Origin of the sequence: Pedobacter aquatilis, assembly GCF_032678405.1 — a bacterium.
GTDB lineage: Bacteria > Bacteroidota > Bacteroidia > Sphingobacteriales > Sphingobacteriaceae > Pedobacter > Pedobacter aquatilis_A.
Genome location: NZ_JAVTSJ010000002.1, coordinates 596,229 through 615,809 on the forward strand (window position 1 = coordinate 596,229; position 19,581 = coordinate 615,809).

20 protein-coding genes are annotated in these 19,581 nt (G+C 36.4%); 5 read left to right on the forward strand and 15 right to left on the reverse strand.

The window, feature by feature from the left end:
- The first annotated feature begins 4 nt into the window (after positions 1-4).
- The gene (locus R2R71_RS08040; protein WP_316830748.1) at positions 5-775 is read left to right on the forward strand and encodes a succinate dehydrogenase/fumarate reductase iron-sulfur subunit; all 771 of its coding nucleotides are present in this window, start codon (positions 5-7) and stop codon (positions 773-775) included.
- A 345-nt stretch (positions 776-1,120) separates the two neighbouring features.
- Here R2R71_RS08040 and R2R71_RS08045 read toward each other — a convergent pair whose 3' ends face one another.
- The 12 genes from R2R71_RS08045 to R2R71_RS08100 form a co-directional block, all read right to left on the reverse strand.
- Complete coding sequence (locus R2R71_RS08045; RefSeq protein ID WP_316830749.1) at positions 1,121-1,855, reverse strand: energy transducer TonB; 735 nt, start codon at positions 1,853-1,855, stop codon at positions 1,121-1,123.
- A 120-nt stretch (positions 1,856-1,975) separates the two neighbouring features.
- On the reverse strand, positions 1,976-2,341 hold the full coding sequence (locus tag R2R71_RS08050) for a TonB-dependent receptor plug domain-containing protein (protein WP_316830750.1): 366 nt from the start codon (positions 2,339-2,341) through the stop codon (positions 1,976-1,978).
- Between the two features lie 5 nt (positions 2,342-2,346).
- Positions 2,347-4,350: a TonB family protein gene (locus R2R71_RS08055; RefSeq protein ID WP_316830751.1), complete on the reverse strand. Its 2,004-nt coding sequence runs from the start codon at positions 4,348-4,350 to the stop codon at positions 2,347-2,349.
- A complete protein-coding gene (locus R2R71_RS08060) occupies positions 4,347-4,724 on the reverse strand; it encodes a BlaI/MecI/CopY family transcriptional regulator (RefSeq protein WP_316830752.1) in 378 nt (125 codons plus the stop codon). Before R2R71_RS08060 ends, R2R71_RS08055 begins: the two co-directional genes overlap by 4 nt.
- A gap of 108 nt (positions 4,725-4,832) precedes the next feature.
- Positions 4,833-5,474, reverse strand: a complete 642-nt coding sequence (locus R2R71_RS08065; protein WP_316830753.1) for a response regulator transcription factor — start codon at positions 5,472-5,474, stop codon at positions 4,833-4,835.
- 3 nt (positions 5,475-5,477) lie between these two features.
- Complete coding sequence (locus R2R71_RS08070) at positions 5,478-6,206, reverse strand: sensor histidine kinase (protein WP_316830754.1); 729 nt, start codon at positions 6,204-6,206, stop codon at positions 5,478-5,480.
- A 29-nt stretch (positions 6,207-6,235) separates the two neighbouring features.
- Entirely contained in the window at positions 6,236-6,889 is a 654-nt protein-coding gene (locus tag R2R71_RS08075) for a hypothetical protein (RefSeq protein ID WP_316830755.1), read from the reverse strand.
- Between the two features lie 32 nt (positions 6,890-6,921).
- A complete protein-coding gene (locus tag R2R71_RS08080; protein WP_316830756.1) occupies positions 6,922-7,434 on the reverse strand; it encodes a hypothetical protein in 513 nt (170 codons plus the stop codon).
- A gap of 592 nt (positions 7,435-8,026) precedes the next feature.
- Positions 8,027-9,619, reverse strand: a complete 1,593-nt coding sequence (locus tag R2R71_RS08085) for a M28 family metallopeptidase (RefSeq protein WP_316830757.1) — start codon at positions 9,617-9,619, stop codon at positions 8,027-8,029.
- A gap of 188 nt (positions 9,620-9,807) precedes the next feature.
- Positions 9,808-10,605: an ABC transporter permease gene (locus R2R71_RS08090; protein ID WP_316830758.1), complete on the reverse strand. Its 798-nt coding sequence runs from the start codon at positions 10,603-10,605 to the stop codon at positions 9,808-9,810.
- A gap of 2 nt (positions 10,606-10,607) precedes the next feature.
- Positions 10,608-11,516: an ABC transporter ATP-binding protein gene (locus R2R71_RS08095; RefSeq protein ID WP_316830759.1), complete on the reverse strand. Its 909-nt coding sequence runs from the start codon at positions 11,514-11,516 to the stop codon at positions 10,608-10,610.
- 5 nt (positions 11,517-11,521) lie between these two features.
- Entirely contained in the window at positions 11,522-11,695 is a 174-nt protein-coding gene (locus R2R71_RS08100; RefSeq protein ID WP_316830760.1) for a hypothetical protein, read from the reverse strand.
- Positions 11,696-11,939: 244 nt separating this feature from the next.
- Here R2R71_RS08100 and R2R71_RS08105 point away from each other — a divergent pair, with 244 nt between their 5' ends.
- Positions 11,940-12,971: a sensor histidine kinase gene (locus R2R71_RS08105; RefSeq protein ID WP_316830761.1), complete on the forward strand. Its 1,032-nt coding sequence runs from the start codon at positions 11,940-11,942 to the stop codon at positions 12,969-12,971.
- A 61-nt stretch (positions 12,972-13,032) separates the two neighbouring features.
- The gene (locus tag R2R71_RS08110) at positions 13,033-13,782 is read left to right on the forward strand and encodes a LytTR family DNA-binding domain-containing protein (RefSeq protein ID WP_316830762.1); all 750 of its coding nucleotides are present in this window, start codon (positions 13,033-13,035) and stop codon (positions 13,780-13,782) included.
- 4 nt (positions 13,783-13,786) lie between these two features.
- Here R2R71_RS08110 and R2R71_RS08115 read toward each other — a convergent pair whose 3' ends face one another.
- The 3 genes from R2R71_RS08115 to R2R71_RS08125 all read right to left on the reverse strand — a co-directional run bounded on the left by R2R71_RS08115 (position 13,787) and on the right by R2R71_RS08125 (position 17,723).
- Entirely contained in the window at positions 13,787-14,530 is a 744-nt protein-coding gene (locus tag R2R71_RS08115; protein WP_316830763.1) for a lysophospholipid acyltransferase family protein, read from the reverse strand.
- A gap of 56 nt (positions 14,531-14,586) precedes the next feature.
- Positions 14,587-15,141, reverse strand: coding sequence for an NUDIX hydrolase (locus R2R71_RS08120; RefSeq protein ID WP_316830764.1), 555 nt, complete (start codon positions 15,139-15,141; stop codon positions 14,587-14,589).
- An 89-nt stretch (positions 15,142-15,230) separates the two neighbouring features.
- Positions 15,231-17,723, reverse strand: coding sequence for a TonB-dependent receptor domain-containing protein (locus tag R2R71_RS08125; protein WP_316830765.1), 2,493 nt, complete (start codon positions 17,721-17,723; stop codon positions 15,231-15,233).
- 219 nt (positions 17,724-17,942) lie between these two features.
- Here R2R71_RS08125 and R2R71_RS08130 point away from each other — a divergent pair, with 219 nt between their 5' ends.
- Together R2R71_RS08130 and R2R71_RS08135 are read left to right on the forward strand one after the other, a co-directional pair.
- Positions 17,943-18,872, forward strand: a complete 930-nt coding sequence (locus R2R71_RS08130) for an NAD(P)-dependent oxidoreductase (protein WP_316830766.1) — start codon at positions 17,943-17,945, stop codon at positions 18,870-18,872.
- A gap of 188 nt (positions 18,873-19,060) precedes the next feature.
- On the forward strand, positions 19,061-19,537 hold the full coding sequence (locus R2R71_RS08135; protein WP_316830767.1) for an OsmC family protein: 477 nt from the start codon (positions 19,061-19,063) through the stop codon (positions 19,535-19,537).
- Positions 19,538-19,581 lie beyond the last annotated feature (44 nt).

A 19,581-nucleotide genomic window follows, 5' to 3' on the forward strand; every position in this document is an offset into this window, starting at 1 on the left:
TATCATGAGTACAGGAAATATGAACTTAACGCTAAAAGTTTGGCGTCAGAAAAATAACAATACCAAAGGTGCTTTGGTTGATTACAAATTATCTGGTATTTCTCCGGATATGTCTTTCTTGGAGATGTTCGATGTGTTAAACGAGGATCTTATCAATAAAGGTGAAGAGCCTGTGGTATTTGATCACGATTGCCGTGAAGGTATTTGCGGAATGTGCTCAATGTTCATCAATGGTCGTCCTCACGGACCAAAAGATCTTGTTACGACCTGCCAGTTACATATGCGTTCTTTTAAAGATGGCGATACCATTGTGGTAGAACCATGGAGAGCAGCGGCATTTCCGGTAGTAAAAGATTTAACTGTAGATCGCTCTGCATTTGACAGGGTTATTGCGGCAGGTGGTTTTATTTCGGTTAATACCGGTAATGCTCAGGATGCCAATAACCTGCCAATTCCTAAAATGCAGGCTGATGCAGCTTTTGAGGCTGCGGCATGTATCGGCTGCGGTGCTTGTGTTGCTACCTGTAAAAATGCATCAGCAATGCTATTTGTATCTGCAAAAATATCTCAATTGGCTTTATTGCCTCAAGGTCAGCCAGAACGTTATCGTCGTGTGCAGAGTATGGTAGCTCAAATGGATGCTGAAGGTTTCGGTAATTGTACTAATACCGGCGCTTGCGAAGCGGAATGTCCTAAAGGTATTTCCTTAGAAAATATTGCTCGCATGAACCGCGATTTCGCTTCTGCTAAATTTATTTCAGAAGAAACGGTTTAAAAAAATATACTGTGCATTCCGGATTGTTCCGGAATTCTTAAGCCTCAAACATGTTTGGGGCTTTTTATTTTTTATGGATTTCGAAAATATAGGTAATGGAACAGAAAGATATGAAAGCTGATTTGATAAAAACGAAACAAATTATAATTTGCAATTATGGCAATAATTTTATGTTAGCATATTAATAATTTGCTTAATTAAAAATTTTATTCTGTAATATTTGCATATACATTAAAGATTTTCTAAATTTATTGTTCCGAGACAGGAGAGAAAACATAAAACCCCGGCAATTTTGTCGGGGCTTTGTGTTTTCTGAGGGCTGTTAATTTCTGAACTAATTTACTTTTAAGAAATTGTGAAATTTATAGGTAGATTGTATTTAATTCTTGCTGGTTTTCCTGAAGCATCGGTACCTGGTATCCACTTCGGAGCATTTTTAATTGCCTTTAAGGCTTCGGCATCTGTTTCTTTAGATAAACTTTTTACAACTTCGACAGCTGAAATTGATCCGTCAGTTTCTACGAAAAATGATAACAAGACCTTTCCTTGTACATTGTTTTTTTGCGCTATTTTTGGATATTTTAATGTCTTAGCTAAATAACTGTAAAGCTTAGTTTGGCCACCAGGAAATTGCGGATCTTTAATATGGTTATTGCTTTTTAAAGCGCTTTTATCTGCTGGGGCTTTTCCATCTACATCAAAATTAACGTTTATGTTATATTTTACCCGAACAGGCTTGCCTTTTACAATTCCAGGCTTCCATTTTGGAGATGCTTTGAATACTCTCAGTGCTTCTGCGTCCGTTTCTTTAGATAAGCCCCTGGTAACTTCTACATTTGTTAAGCTACCCGATTCCTCAACAACAAATGTTAAAAAAACCTTGCCCGATGTCTTATTGGCCTTGGCAACAGCCGGATATTTAATATTCTGGCCTAAATATTCGTAAAATTTCTTTATGCCTCCAGGGTATTCAGGAACCTTATCAACAGATACAAAGTCATAAATTTTCTGTGCTTTGCTTTCTGAACTACTTATCACTAACATGATAAATAATAGAGGTAAAATTGTTAGTTTTTTCATCAGAATTAAAATTATGTTATTATTATATGGTTAGAATTTTTGGCAAAGGTGTAGCCTTATTTCTCATTTTAACAATGAAAAATTAGATAATTTTATATGAACCTTTATGGATAAGTGGCGCTAATTTTTATCTGAAGTGCTATCTGGAGTTTTTGGCTTTTTAAGTAGCTTGGTGGTAATAATAACTACTCCATTACTAGCTTGTGGCCCATATAATGCAATTGAGGTATTGTCTTTCCTTAATATAACTATACTTTCAATCTTCGATTGATCAAACGAATTCATTTCTTCCTTTTCTATTTTCTGCCCGTCTACAACATAAACAGGCTCATTTAATTTGGAAGAAGCCAACCCACGGATTATAATTTTAGGGTTGTTGTTTAACGATATACCTGATTTACTTTCAGCAGGCGCCTCTGCACTTTGAGCCAAGCAATTGAAAAAGCTGCCAATTAGTAAAGCAGAGATGAAGAATAATTTTTTCATAACTATTAAAATCTAGGTTTTAAACCGATATGATTGTTTGCCTTATCTATAGTAAGCTCAGAAAGTTCCGGTTTTCTGAAAATGCTGTTTTTATTAGTTTTTGAAGTAATAATAATTACGCCATTTGTTCCCTTTGCACCATAAAGCGACGTTGCGCTTGCATCTCTTAATACTGAAATCGATTCAATGGTTTCGGGATTGATATACTTTAATGCATTCTTCCCCTGGGTTTCACCATCTAAGATTACCAATGGGCTGTTATTGCCATCAAAATTTTTAATCCCATTCAGGGTTAATTTTGTATTCTCTGTTGATGGCTTGTTTGAAGTCGGTTTTTCTTTTGAAGAATCAAGTGTGAAGTTGATGTTAATGTTATATTTAACGCGGACCGCTTTGCCATTCTGAATACCCGGAATCCATTTAGGAGATTCTTCCAAAACTCTTTTTGCCTCTTCATCTGTTCCACTACCTAATCCTCTGGTAACTTTAATGTCGGTAAGGTTGCCATTTTTTTCAACAGTGAACGATAACCATACTTTCCCTTGTACATTGTTATCTTGAGCTGATTCAGGGTATTTGATGCTTTTGCTTAAGTACTCATAGAATTTATTCATTCCTCCCGGAAATTCAGGTACTTTTTCAATGCTTACAAAGTCGTAAACTTTTTCTTTGCTTACAACCTCTTCAGTAGCTGTGTTTGATGAAGGAGCGAATCCCGTAACAATTAATTGCGCTAATTCTTTATGCCCTTTGATATCGCCGGTTGCTTCGTTTTGAATTTCTGTGGTAGAACCGTCTAATCTGAAAGCCACTTTTAAAGCGTATTTCCCATTTTCAACTTCCTTAAAGCCTTTGTATGCCAAAACAGCTTTCATAACTTCTTCATCGCAACCTCTACCTAAATCGGCATTAGTGCTTAGGTCGGTTACTTTACCATTGCTGAGCGTAAATTTAATTAATGCATTACCTTGAAGATCATTTTCCTGCGCATCCTTAGGGTAAACTAGACTTTTAGCTAAGAATTTATAGAAATCTTTCCAATCGTTTGTTACCGTTGTGCTTGCTACCGCAACCTTCGGTGCTTTCGTTGCATAGGTAAACTGAATTGGTTTTGTCACCATTTCTTCAACAAGCTCAACGGGTTTTTCCAAAGGGATTTGATCTGTAAATGCGATAAGTTTTTCATTTTTGCGCACAGTAGCAGATGAGAATACAATAAAAATGGCAAATAACGGTATAGATATACCGTACTTTAATATAGCCGTTTTTCTTGAACGATCTTTATGTAGCATATAAATACGCTTCTTAACTAAAGATTTGTCGAAGAAATTGCTGGTTAAAGCATTCGGGCTTATGCCAAAAGACTTACTTAAAATAAGCATTGCGTATTCTGCCTTATCTCCTTGAAATTTAGCGGCATGTTCATCAGCCAGGAATTCATGAATGTTTTTAATCGCTTTTTTGTAGAGATAAATAACCGGATTTAGCCAGGTAATAATTCCAATCAGCTCAAAAAATAAAATGTCTAATGTGTGCCATTGTTTAATATGTGCTTCTTCGTGACTGTCAATCACGCCACTTTGTGGTAAGGCCAAGTCTATTACCTTCTTGCCAAAGAATGAAAATGCAGAACCATCTTTAGCATTTCTGATTAGCTTATTAACCTGAAGAAGATTAAAAATTAACCTGCAAAAGAAAAAGAAAATCCCTCCGCAGTAAATATACACCAGTAAGTTGCCCCAGTTAAAACCTTCATGCGTTTCTGTTACAATTGTGGCTTGTTGCAAAACAGCATCCCATTTTACGGTAGTGTATACCTGTTGGGCAGCTTTTTGCTCTGTAAGCCATTCTAATCGTATAAATGGTATGCAAAGCGATAAAAAACCTGCTGCAACCAGGTAAATGCGATTTAATGTAAAGTAGGTTTCTTTATCTAAGAGTAATTTATAAAAACCATAAAAAACAATCAGATATAAGTTTACCTGCAGAAGGTAATGGGCGAAACTCATTTTGGAGTGTGTTTAATTTTATTAATCATTTTTAAAATTTCATCCACATCACTTAAATCCAGTTTTTCTTCTTTTACGAAAAAGGAGAACATGCTCTCTACAGAGTTTTCGAAATAATTACCTAATAATTTTTCTGTTGCATGGCGTTTATATTCCTCTTTACTGATTAAAGGGTGATACTGATGAGCCTTGCCAAAAGCTTCGTGACCAATAAAACCTTTAGTTTCGAGAATTCTGATAATAGTTGATACTGTGTTATAAGCAGGTTTTGGAATGGGTAACTCGTCAATTACCTCTTTTACAAATGCTTTTTCCAATTGCCATAAAACCTGCATTATTTGTTCTTCGGCCTTTGTTAAATCTTTAATATCCATTTTATTTTTTGATTATAGGAAAAGACAAAATGTGTCTTTGATATTAAAGTTAAAACTAATCAATTAGTTATGCAAATTTTTAGCAGAGTATTTTTCAGCTATTTAAATCTATATCTTTATAAGATTATGTTTTATTCCATATACAACCAGGCCGGTTCGTGTTTTGATGTTAAGTTTCGCAAATAAGGATTCACGATAATTATCTACCGTTCGGGGGCTAATATTCATCAATTCAGCAATTTCTTTATATGTAAGTTCAGTGCTGCAGTGCTGTAAAAATGTGAGCTCTTTTTCAGTTATCAACGGTTTTGGTTCATCTTGTTTCAATGAGAAAAGCAACCTGCCCGAAACCATCTCATTAATAAAGAAACCTTTGTCTATTACCGCTTTAATAGCAATAACCAAATCAGAAGGTGTAGAGCCTTTTAATACATAGCCGCCCGCACCTGCTTTTAACATGCCGATAATAGCATTTTCATCTTCGTGCATACTTAGCGCCAGTACATTAACGTTCGGATGAGATTTTTTTACATGTCGGGTAGCGGCATATCCATCCATAATAGGCATATTAATGTCCATTAAAATAAGCTGAACATCTGGATGTAAGGCGATTTGCTTTTGCATATCAATACCGTTTGTTGCCTGGAAAACTACGTTTATTTCATCAAATTCTGATAAAAGGGTTGCTAGTCCGGAGCGAAAAAGCGTATGGTCATCTACAATAGCAATGGTTAAAGATTCTTTCTGCATAAATTAAGGGTATGGGATTTCGATAAAAATAGATGTGCCTTGCTCAGGAGCTGAGTTAACATCGATTTTCCCCTGAATCATCTCTACCCGTTTTTGAACCGATGAAAGTCCCATTCCTGATTTTTTGTTCCTGGCTTCTTCATAATTAAAACCGATACCGTTTTCTTTTACCGTTAAAAGAAGTGCATTGTTTTTTAAACAGGTATCGATGTGTATTGAAGTTGCCTGTGCGTGTTTGATAATATTATTGATAATTTCCTGAAGTAACCGTAGAATAATTAAATCCTTATCAGGCGAAGAAATCTTATTATCCAGTAAATCGTTATTTACATGAAGTTCATAAGCGCCGATCCGTTTTAACCAGTTAATCTCCTGCTCAATTGCGAAACCAATACCAGCTTCAACAATTTGCTCGCCATGTAAGATTTTAGCCAACTCTCTGATCTCTTTAATCGATTTGTTTACCAGAGAGAGCGAATTCCCGATTTTCTCTGCCGCTTTTTCATTCTCCGGAATATTAATGGAATTTAACGTTAAAGTGGTTAAACTTAAAAGCTGCCCAATGTTATCATGAAGTTCTGTTGCAATGGTTTGCATGGTTTGTTCCTGAACTTCAATATGCGTTTTTAAAATTTCTGCCTCAAATTTCTGGCGCATATTTTCTTTCTCTACAATATGATTTTTTTTATGGCGATTGTAAGATCTGATATAGAGTAGTAAGGAAAATGGCATCAATAGAAAAACTATTGATGCCAGAATAACTAAAGAAAAGACTTGCGTTGGCGGGCTCTGCATATAAAAGAATAGGACCAAAAACCATATAAAAATATGTTAATGGTTGTGTAAATAAAATATCTTAAAGTACTTTTTCCATATATCTTAATTCTGAAGTAGTCCTCAAAAAAATTAGCCAATGTGCTGCCAAAATAAAATATCAGCACACCGCCAACCCACCAGAATGCAGGGTGGAACTTTAAGTCGATATAATTTTCATCTATTAATAGCAGATAAAAGTAAATTAGCCCATAGATAACAAAAAATATAGACATCATACTAACCATAAATGTGTTATATATCGTAATGCCTGATATTATAATATGGGCAACAAAAGCAATGATAATTATAATGAATGTTGCAATTATCCACTTTTGTATTTTTTTAGTAAAATCGCTTAGAAAATAATTTAAGCCATATAAGATAAACGCTGCTTCAAACAAACTAAAAACATTGTATATCCAGATATTGTTATGATAAACCCTGGCAATATGTTTTCCTGTTAATTCTGTAAATGGTACTATAATCATATAAATGACTACAATTTTCCAGAATCCCAGTTTATCTTTAGCTAAAAAATAAAGCGCAAAGAAAAGGCATATTGTTTCAATAATTGAGTTCGTTGAGAATAGACTCAGCATTAGATTTATTTTAGGAATAACAAGCTTAATATTTACCCCATTAATTCACTGGTCGTATCGCAGTCTGGTGGGCATAAATCCCCCCTGTTACCCGGATCAGTTGGAAGCGGTGAATCTCCTAATTTTTTATCTGCTACTTTATTATGGTGTCCATGTCCATGTCCGTGATCATGCCCGTGCCCATGTCCAACTTTATCTGTGAAATAATCTGTTTTAGGTTTGCCGTCAATTACTTTAGTCACTACAAAAAGGATCGTATTCATTTCAGCGTAAGTATCCGGAATCTTATCACCATAACCAAGTTTATTTATAGCATCGATGATTTCCTGAGTATATCTTCCAAAATACATGCGTACACCATCGCCATCAAATTTTGCTACTTTTTCTGCAAGTTGTGTGATTTGTGTTGCCGGAAACCACGCGGCTTTAGTATAGGTTTTCGCATTTTCTCTTTGACTTTCTCTATAAGCAGCCGTCATTTTCTTTGCAATGTCTACAGGGATGGTGTTGTCTGTGCCTTCATTGGCACGGGGATTATTGATCATAATTTGTTTGAATGTTTAATTCTTAAAATTGGGGATAAATACCCAATTTATCAAACGTTAAATTCCCCTGTAGCAATACCGTAAAAATACCCTGAATAAAAGGGTGTTTTATGCAGGCTAGTCATTGCAGATTCCCATTACTTTTGAATAGACCAAACATAAATAATTTGAGTGATAATGATTTTGATTTAGACGAAGCAGTAGTTTCAGGCTGATGTTAATCAATGAAAAACATTCAAATCTTACATATAAAATTTGCCTACTTAAACTTTTAAAGAAAATTAGCTGAAAATGACTTGTGCATAATGTTAAAGTTTAAACATGTCGTTTTATACTGGGAAATATAAAAAAAATAACATCAACAGGTTAATAGTTGAAAAAATAAGAATATTGCTTATTCAGCACGCCTCTCAAACCCCAAATTCAGACAGCTTTTCGGATTCATCTTAATGATGATTCTGAAGAGGCTGCTACAAGATTGCAGGAGTTATTCCTGAAAGTATTAGTTTTAGTCAGGATTATGAAAAACAATCCATGAAAAAGGCCTTCCGGAATCCGGAGGCCTTTTTCTTATTATTTAGTTAAGGTGTAATTAGTTTCGAGCTGGCGCTGGAGTGCCAGGTGCAGCAGCTGCTGGCGCAGTTGGAAGCTCTTTTCTTGGAATCTGAGCATCACGCTGTGATGTATTGTAAACGAAAGAAGCAATAATTGTTGCCGCTTGTTTCAAATCATCTTCAACCAATCTGTCGTAAGTATCCATATTGCTATGGTGTGTACGGGTATTGTAATCCATTGGGTCCTGAATAAACTGGAAACCCGGAATGCCCACAGCATCAAATGCCTGATGATCTGTACCGCCTGTGTTGCTTACTGTAATTGTAGTAGCACCTAAATCTGCAAATGGTGCCAACCAGCTTTTAAAAATAGGGCCGGCAGCCTCATTGCCTTGTAAATAAACACCTCTTATTTTTCCGGTACCATTATCTAAATTATAGTATGCAGATATTTTTTTCTGATCTGGGGTCAGCACCATGGTTTTTGGATCGCCGAAGTGTTTAGCTACATAACCTCTTGAGCCAAATAAACCCTGTTCTTCTGAACTCCATAAAGCAATGCGAATTGTACGTTTAGGTTTAAAACCAATTGTTTTTAAAATACGCATGGCTTCCATCATCACTGCTGAACCAGCTGCATTATCTGTTGCGCCAGTACCTGCATGCCAAGAATCGAAGTGGCCGCCAATCATTACCAGCTCATCTTTTAGTTTTTTATCTGTACCCGGAATTTCAGCAATTACGTTGTAGCCTTGAGGATCCTGATCATAGAAAGAAGTTTTAATATCAGCTTCCACTTCAACAGGCTTGCCTGCACGTAGTAAACGCAAAATGTGTAGGTAGTCTTCTGCTGCAACTTCTAGTTCAGGTGAAACCGGTTTAGCATCTAAAGCATATGAAGCGCCATTGCTTGTAAAGAAAGTACCTTGTCCTCCACGGGCATAAGTTAAAATTAGCCCAACCTTTTCTTCAACCAGCATAGCACTCATTGCTGCACGAACTTCACGCATTTTCATCATTTGTGCCATCATGTTGTTTGCACCGCCTGGACGAGGTCCTCTCTGGCCACCAGCCGCTGGTTTGGCTTCGGCCATTTTGGCTAAAGTTGTATCCGCATAGCGGGAGAAATCTGGTCGGATACCGCTGGTAAGTGGTGCTCCGGCATCCATCATAACAATTTTTCCAGCCAATTTACCTTTGTATTTTGCCAGATCAGCTACACTATCTGCTTTTATCAATACAACATCCGATTTTATCGGACCATTTGTACCCGGAGTCCAGGCTTTAGGCGAAGCAATTATTGCATGATAGTAAGGTAGTGTTGTTGCTGCATAATATTTATCAACCTGCCAACCTTTACCAAAATTTCCCCAGGCTTCTAAATGAGCATTTTTTAATCCCCACTCTGTTAATTGTTTCATTGCCCATTCCTGCGCTCTTTTTAATCCAGGTGAGTTCGATAAACGAGGACCATTAACATCAGTAAGGTTAAATGAAATATCCATTACTTTCGAGTGTTCTAATCCTTCTTTTCTGATTTGTGATACAATGGCTGCATCGGGCGTTTCCTGTGCAAAGGAATACATGCATAAGCCCAAAGCGAATGCTGTACTTGTAAATCTTTTTATCATTTTAAGTTAGGTTTGGTATTTTTTATCTAAAATAAGTTTAATAAAAGATTAATAGCCTTTACCATGAGATTTTTACATGAGATTTAACATTTCAACACATTTCGATGTGAATATTTGGAGTTTTTTTTAACTAAAAAACCCGCAAGTCGTTTTTAGTGAATGCGGGTAATTAATATGGTGGTTGATTATTATTTAATACTCTTTTTCGATACAATAAAGTAACCGATAACAAAGAGGACAATAGCATAAATTAAACTTGTCCATATTTCTTGTGTAAAAACATCAAAAGCTAAAGGATCTCCACCTGGTTTTACTTTTGTAATTCTCAGTGCAAGTGCAGGTAAACTGTAGGGGATTAGATAAGCATATTGCCAGTTAAGACTAGCGGTAACAATTCCCATAATCGTTCCGATGAAACCAATACCCATCGGTTTTAAGAAATCTGCCCAGATTAAACTCAAAATTAACTGAAAGGATAAAATGCCAAGTGACGAAAGGAAAAGTTTAGCATAAGAATTAATTAAAAACGATGAAGGGTTATACTGGTTAAAAGTATATTTAGGGATCAGCGCCTGTAGCATGTAGCCAAAACCATATGTTAAAGCGGCAAATAGAACCAGGCAAATAAAAATAAGCAACACCGCATAAACATATTTGGCCGCGTAAATAGAAAATTTGTTTAAAGGCTGCGCAAATAATGTTTTCCAGGTATCATTTTTATGTTCAATGTTATTTACCGAAAAAGCCATGAAAATTACATAAAAGGGCATAATCAACATACCCATAACATTTAATGTAGCACCACTGTATCTTGCCCATAACATCAGGCCTGGGTAATTCATTTTTAATACCTTTTCAGAACTTGAATAAAAACCGAATGAAACAAGGCTACAGATTACTACCGGAAGCAAAATCGCTGCCCAGAATGCGAGTGTTTTCCTCGACTTATAAAACTCTGAAACTAAGGAAATATATAGTGAGCGCATAGTTAGTTGGGTTTGGTTATGTCAAGGAATAGGTTTTCTAAATCCTTTCTTTGTTGATAAAGGCTTGTAACCATAAAGCCATTCTTTACCAGAAGGGTATTTATTGCCCCGCTATCTTTTGCCGAGGTAAAGGGAATTAATATTTTTTTAGCTGTATGCTCTGCAATCTCGTAGCCTGCATCTGATAATACAGAAACTGAATTTTCGATGTTGTCAACTTCAATTTCCAGCATAGGTTTACTCAGTTGATGCAGTTCATCGATAGTTCCCTGAAATAATAATTCGCCTTTATTTATGATACCAACATGTGTAGCCGTACGTTCGATTTCGGCTAAGAGATGGCTGGATACCAAAATAGTTTTTTTATGTTCTGAAGCCAGTTCAATCATCAGGTTGCGGATTTCGATAATGCCATTAGGGTCTAATCCGTTTGTCGGTTCATCGAGCAACAATAATTCCGGGTCAGAAACAAGTGCCAGCGCAATGCCTAACCTTTGTTTCATGCCTAAAGAGTATTTATTCGATTTTTTATTAGCCGCTTCTGTCAAACCAACAAGCTTGAGCATTTCATCAGCTTTGCTTTTTCTGATGCCTAATAGAATACAGCGGTTTATAAGATTTTCTTTGCCTGTTAAATGACCATAGATTGCTGGTTGCTCTACAAGAGCACCTACACGCTTTAACGTAGCGATGCGGTTTGCGTTAATTTCTTTGCCAAAAAGAAAAACCTGATCAGCTGGCGACTGAAGCAGGTTTAGTAATATTTTTATTGTCGTGGTTTTACCAGCACCATTAGGCCCCAGAAAACCGTAAATGCTACCTTTAGGTACTTGCAGCGATAAATCTTTAACAACGGTTTGGTTCCCGAAGTTATAGTTTAACCCTACGGTTTCGATTGCGAAATTGCTCATCCTATTTAGTTAAAAATAGCAGTAGCCTGTTTTACAATTGAAGTTGAAGATTTAGCAGGTTTAACTACAATTTCTCCGTTATCGTTTTGGTTGGTGTTAATCGTAAGGGTTAATATAATCATCATAAATACTGGTAATAATAAAAGTAAAAATGGTGATGTGTTTGCTAACTTTTTCATGGTTGTTTCGTTTTGATAGTTCAAAGAAACACAAGAAAATAATCGTGCTAAAATGTATTATACCAAGTGTTAAAGATTATAGATGAACGGACATTTTTGGCGTTTGTCGATAAAATTTGCCTATTCGGCCGTTCGTAGAAAAAAAATGCCCGTTGGTAGATTGTGTAGTTAAATATTAGTTTCTTTATTTATTTTGGTTGAATCATTTTTTGCAGGCTTAAAGTCTGCATATAGTATATTAAATATGAAAAAAAGTAAGGGGCCGATAATATTACACACCATCTTTTGGGGAATAATTTTGTTAATTATTGGATTGGCATTATTCTTCGAGAAGGAACCCCATACGCTAAAAGACTTCTTTTTAACTTTTGGCGTATTTGGAATTATTAATGTATCTATATTTTATATTAATTACATCATTTTAATACCGGAGTTTATAAAAAAGAATAAGAGATATTCATTTTTTGTAATCTCTTTTGTTTTATTAATAGTAGCTGCAACTTTAATAAAAACTGTAATTGCAGTACTAAATCCTGAAGAGCTACTTAAATATAAACTCGATGGGAAAATTAAGGAGTTTTCAGTAAACATTTTTGCAATAAATAGTGCTTTTTCATGTGGATTTTTTCTGGTCAGCAGTTCAATCATTAGCTTAATTATTGATTGGTTCTCAAGTCAGCGGGTTCAACGCAATCTTGAAAGCGAACGCCGTGAAATGGAACTTCAATTTCTGAAATCTCAGTTAAATCCACATTTCCTCTTTAATTCTTTAAATAATATCTATTCTCTGGCTTACCAGAAATCGGATAAAACGGCTGATGCCATTATGAAGCTTTCGGAAATTATGCGTTACATGATTTATGAGAGCAATACGCCTACCGTTTCTTTAAGTAAGGAAGTAGATTACCTGAAGAATTATATTGAGTTGCAAAAAATCCGCTTTAAAGATGGAGCTTATATAGAAATGACGCTTAATGGCGAAATTGATGATCAAAAAATTGTTCCTTTAATGTTAATCTCTTTTGTAGAAAACGCATTTAAACATGGTGTGGTTACGGATCCTTCTGAACCGGTTAAAATAGAAATTATTGCCAACCAGAAAATCCTGCATTTCAGTGTTATTAACAAAAAGAATAACCAGAATAAAGACGCACATGGTGGTGTAGGCTTAACCAATGTTGAGCGTCGCTTGCAACTTATTTACCCTGACAGATATAAATTAAATGTTGTAAATTCGGCTACTCATTACACCTGCGAATTGATGATTGATATTTAAATTGCAAACCAGAATACAAACGATTTATTTATCTGTTGAATTAAATTATAGCTACCTACAAATGAACTTAAACTGTATTGTTGTTGATGATGAGCCCTTAGCGCTCGATATTTTGGAAGATTATATTTCAAAAGTTCCCTTTTTAACGATGGTTAAAAGATGCGAAAATCCCATTGAAGCTTTACAACTTGTTCAGGGTGGAGGAGTAGACCTGGTTTTTCTTGATATTCAGATGCCGGAGCTTACCGGAATACAGTTTTTAAAAATTGCCGGAAATAAATGCCACTATATCTTAACTACAGCTTATCCGCAGTATGCCTTGGAAAGTTATGATTTAAATGTTTCTGATTATCTTTTAAAGCCAATCGCTTTCGACCGTTTTTATAAGGCTGTAGAAAAAGTGCATAACCAGGCCAAACCTGCTGAAGCCGCTCCGCCGCAAATTCAGCCATTAATTACGCCTGCGCCTTTTGCTGGGTCACCTAATCCGGTGCAGGATTTTATTTTCGTTAAAACAGAACATAAAATCCAGAAAATATACCTGCACGATATTTTATACATAGAAGGTTTAAAAGATTACATTTCGATATTCACAAAGGATGAGCGCATTATTACTTTGCAGAGTATGAAAAAAATGGAAGAAGCCTTGCCTCAGAGTCAGTTTATCAGGGTGCACAAATCTTATATTGTCGCTGTAGATAAAATTGAAAGCATTGAGCGCAGTCGCATTACCATCAATAAAAAAATTATCCCCGTTGGCGATACCTACCGGGATGAATTTTTCAGGGTAATCGGGAATAAGAATATTTAGTAAGTTAGTTCAAAGCTTGGCCTAAAACTTTTCTGATAGCTGTTTCAGCTTCTAAGGTAATATCGTTTGGTGTTTTTTCACCTGGTTCAATAGGTTGCAAAACCGTCCAGCGTAAAGCATTTCCGCTAGTTAACGGAAACATCCCGTAACGAACAATTTTCCAGGAATTTTCTATCGCCACCGGCACAACAAGTGCATTAGGCACAACTTTTAATAAAGTCGCAACACCCCCAAACTGAAAGGTTTTTACCTGCCCGTCCTTTGCCCTGGTTCCTTCCGGAAAAATAACGGTACTCCAGTTGTTGTCCTTCATCCGGCGGCCTAATTTTATAATTTCTGAGATAGCCTGTTTATTATCTTTCCTGTTGATGTTTGCACCTCCACCAACACGCAGGTTAATCGATATTGAAGGAATGCCTTTGGCTAATTCAATTTTGGAGATGAATTTTGCATGATGTTTTCTTAGAAACCAAATCAGTGCCGGGATATCGTACATGCTTTGGTGGTTCGCTGCAAAAATAATTGGCCGGTCGGTTGGCAATTCGAAATCATTTTTAAAGGTGATGGAGTTAACCAGAAATAACTGACAGTAGGTTAAGAAAAAGTTAAGTGCATCAACCGATGCTTTATGAGCCTTGTAACCAAAAACCTTAATGCAAACCCATTGAATAGGGTGAAAAATACAAAGCATTAAGCCGAAAAAAATATAAAATACTGGGCTTAAAATATAACCGAAAAACTTATTCATGTGGCTGATTTAATCAGCACAAAGATAATGATATGTTTGAATGCTAAAGGGCGAAATTATAACTCACCTTTTAACATCATCAGCTTCACTCTTAAGATTGCGGCAACGCTCATAGAATCGGTTATCTCTCCCTTAATCACCATGTGATAAGCATCTTCAAATGGAAGTTTTTTCACCACAAGCTGCTCTGTTTCTTCAGGCATGGCTATGCCATGGATTAAACCTGTGGCAACATATATGATGCTCAACTCATCACTCACCGAGTTTGACAGGTGCATTCGTTGAATTTCTTTCCAGTTTTTAGCACTCATCCCTGTTTCTTCAAGTAGTTCCCGCTTTGCACTATCCAGCGGCTCCTCGCCTAGTGGGCCTCCGCCCTCGGGAATTTCCCAGCTGTAAGCTTTAAGCGGATAGCGGTACTGGCCAACCAGCCAGGTATTATACGCTTCATCCAAAGGTAAAATGCCAATAGCGAAATTTTTGAAATGTACTTCACCATAAATACCTTTTCCGCCAGAAGGATTGATTACCTGGTGTTCAGTCAGCTGAATCCAGTTGTTGTTGTATTTAACTTCGCTTTCCAGCGTTTGCCAGGGGTTGGTTTCTTCCATGCTGCAAAATAGGCATTAGCAATAAAATATCTTCAATTTAAACAGACATAAAAAAAGCGTTTTGAGTTATCAAAACGCTTTTTCTAAATTTAGAAAGAACCTTCATCAGGTCTGTTTTCCTGCTGATCTTCTTTTTTAGGTTTCTTGGTGCTATTAAACAATGTTTTTCCAAAACGGTACGAAAAGGTTAAATTTCCCATTGTACCCTGCATCTGGCGTTGGAAATCAACAATCGTTGAAGCATCTTCTGTAGTCATACTCCATCTTCTTGTATTGAAGATATCTCTTACGTTAAAGCTAAGCGATGCTTTTTTGTTTGGGAAATCATATTTCGCACCACCATCAATACCATACATTGCGTTTCGTTTTCCCTGTGCCATTACTTCAGGAGCACGGTAATCGCCACGAACCTGAACCGAAACATTTTTTACCACTGTTAAATTTCCCGTGATGTTTGCATTCCAGCTAAAACCGCTGCTTGTGGCAATATTAAAGCGGTCATCTCCGAAGAATTTGCTTTGATACAAGTTTACGTTAGTCGTAAAGTTTAATGCTTTAACTAAATCAAAACGGCCAATTAATTCTAAACCACTATTAATCTGGCGTGATAAGTTTTGTGGAGTCGATGTTATGATTCCATTTGCATCAGGCGTACTTCTTACACGTTGAATTACATCATTTGTTTGACGGTAGTATAAGCTTGAAGTTAAGGTTACTTTTTTGAAATATTTACTGTAACCTAATTCAAAGGAATGCACGTCTTCAGGTAATAAGTTTGGATTACCTGCTCTGTAATTTAATGGGTCAGAAACATCAAGAAATGGGTTTGTATCCCATGGTCTCGGGCGGTTAACTCTTCTGGTATAGCTTAGCTGAATCGTATTTTCACCCGCAAGCTTTTGTGTTAAAAACACACTTGGATATAATCTTTTATAGTGGATGTTACCTGCACTTGAAGTAAGCACGTTGTTACTGTAACCTTCAAGATGTGTATCTAAACGAGCGTCTTCAGCTCTTAAACCCAACTGATAACCAAAGTCTTTAATCTGATTTTGGTAATTGAAATAAAGCGCATGTACCTGATCCTTACTGTCGAAATTATTAATCAGCTTATTGTTTTGAACGTACACGTTGGTTGCTGTGAGCACCGAATCTGCATACTGTCCGTTATCGCCTAAACGAATCTGGCTACGGTAACCTGCTTCAATTTTTCCGGCTTTACCAACTGGTAATGAGTAATCAGCCTGAATATTATAGTTTGAATTATTACCTGTGTTAAAAGTACGTTGTAAACTTCTATTTAAGTTTGCAGCTGATCCATTTATATTGGTAACGTTAGTATTGTAAGTCTGGTCGTTATCATTGTTTCCTGTAGAATATCCAAAATTGAATGTTAATTCCTCCTTAGGTTTTTTAAACTTCTGGTTGTAATCAAAATTCAGATCGTAACTGTTACCGGTTCCGCTTGTTACGTTATTCCTGTTACTAATTAAAACAGGGCTTCTCGAGCTACTTAATTGTCTGATATCGATCAACTCATTACGGTCGTTTTCACGTGAATTGAAGCCTCCTGATAAGCTTAACACACTTTTCGGTGCTACGTAATAATCGATTCCGGCCTTTGCATTATGCCCTTTATCTAAAGAAGTCGAAACCGTATTTTGGTTCGCAAAAGCTGTAGAACTTGTTGTATTTTTATAGGTAATATCCTGGAAACCGCCACCTACACGATTTCCATAACGATAACTATAGTTACCATAAACGTTAACTTTGCTGTTCTGGAAACTCAAATTTGTATTTGCATTGTAGTTGTCGCGGTTACCTGCAGTTAATGCAGCAGAACCATTGAAACCTAATTTTGTGTTTTTCTTTAATACAATGTTGATAATACCCGACTGGCCCTCAGCGTCGTATTTTGCTGATGGATTTGTGATTACCTCAACGTTCTCGATTGAACTTGCCGGAATAGATTGCAAAATCTGCGCAACGTTTCCGCCCGCAATTAGCGATGGTTTTCCATCAATCAGCACCTTAACGCCAGTCGAACCACGTAAACTTACGTTACCGTCCATATCTGTAGAAACAGAAGGAACATTTTGTAATAAATCGCCGGCCGAACCACCTTCACTCACCAAACTCTGATCAACCGAGAATACCTTTTTATCGATACCCATTTGTATGGCTGATTTTTGTGCGGTAACGGTAACATCTTTCAAAACATTACCTGCTGATGCATTCATTTTAATTTCACCGAAATTTAAGGTAGTTGTGGCTGCAGTTATGTTAACATTGTCTCTTACCATCGTTTGGTAACCTACAAAGCTTATTTTAAATGTAAATGTTCCTGAAGGTAAATCAGCCATGGTGAAAGCACCATTCATGTCAGTTTGTGCAACCTTAACATTTGCTTTAGTTTCTTTGTTAATCAGAACGGCTGTTGCAAAAGGAATAGTTTCCTGGGTTTTGGCATCTTTTAATACACCTGTAATTTTAGCTTTGTTGCTTGTTTGTGCAAATAAACCAAGAGAAAGGAATAGTAAGAACGTAGTTATTTTTATTGTTTTTGATTGTAAAAGTCTCATTAAATTCTTGCGTGTTTTTGTAGTTTTCTAAAAGAGTGACAAAGAAACGGCAATGAAGTTTAAAAAAAGTGCCGTAACTATTTTATTACAGCTGTTTTACAGTAATATTTTTGTGGTTTTCAATTTAACCTAGTTGCTTCTTAATGAAGCGAATAATATTGCATCGCAGTGTTATTAAAAACTAAATCAAAATTCATAAAATGTTACTTTTGCCTTATCATGAGTAAAAAAATATTAATTGTTGATGACCTGCATCCGGCATTTAAAGAACAGGCGGTTAAACTAGGGTATGAGGTTGATGATGAGCCAAAAATTACCCGTCAGGAAACTTTAGCTAAAATTGCTGCCTACGATGGTATTGCTGTCAGGACCAAATTCAGGATTGATGCTGAAATTTTTGCTGCCGCATCAAATTTGAAATTTGTTGCACGTGCAGGTGCCGGATTGGATAATATTGAGGAGAAAATTGCCTTTGAGCGTAATATAAAACTAATTAATGCGCCTGAGGGCAATTGCGATGCGGTAGGTGAGCATGCTACAGGTTTACTTTTATCTTTGATGAATAATTTCCGCAGGGCAGATATTGAAATCAGAAATGGTATTTGGGATAGGGAAGGCAACCGTGGTTATGAGCTAAAAGGTAAGAAAGTAGGAATTATCGGTTACGGTTTTATGGGGCAAAGCTTTGCAAAAAAACTTGCCGGTTTTGAGGTTGATGTTATGGCTTACGATAAATATAAAACTGGTTTTACTGATGCTTTTGCCCGCGAAGTAAGTATGGAAGAAATTGTAAAATACAGTGATGTTTTAAGCCTACATATTCCTTTAACAACTGAAACAAGGCAGATGGTTGATGATGAATATTTTTTCCATTTTAAAAAGCCGATATTCTTTATCAATACTGCAAGGGGCGAAATTGTAAATACACAGGCGGTTTTGAACAGTATACAATCTGGGAAAATATTAGGTGCTGGTTTGGATGTGCTGCAAACGGAAAAATTTCCGGCTTTGGGTGAACAGGATTGGTACAAGGCATTACAAATCAACGATAAAGTGATATTGACACCTCATGTTGGCGGTTGGACATTCGATTCGTACCGGAAAATTTCGGAGGTATTGGCAGAAAAATTAAAAGATTTAAACTTATAAGGTCTTATCCTTTTACGGTTGGTGGTGTAAATATGTATGTTGAGTGGCACAGGGAATGTAAAAGTTGTCGTTTTCAAAGCCGCATGGAATTACTTCGGGGCTTCTAATGATGCAAAATGTCTTAAAAAAAGCTAACGCAAATCGATCTTAATTTCTTAAATTGACAATACATTCTAACTAATTATATCATGCCGAAAGACCACTTATACAAAACCACGGTAACCTGGACGGGCAATAAAGGCTCAGGAACAATGGATTACCGATCATACGATCGTGATTATTTAATTTCAGTAGACGGTAAAGCTGATATTTCGGGCTCCTCAGATTCTGCTTTTTTGGGTGATAAATCGAGGCATAATCCCGAAGATTTGCTTCTGGCTTCAATTTCGAGCTGTCATATGCTATGGTATCTTCATCTATGTTCAAAAAACGAAATTGTTGTAATCGACTATAAGGATGAAGCGGTTGGTACGATGGAAGAGTCGGCTGATGGAAGCGGTAAATTTAGGGAAGTAACTTTGCATCCGCAGGTTTTAATTGCTGATAAAGCACATTTTGAACTGGCAGAATCTTTGCATCAAGAGGCAAATAAAATGTGCTTCATTGCCAATTCGCTTAATTTTCCTGTTAAGCACCAGGCGAGCTGCAAAGCAGAAAATAGTTAAAAATTTGCAGTTTTCAGTTGAGCGAAAACATCAACTGAAAACTG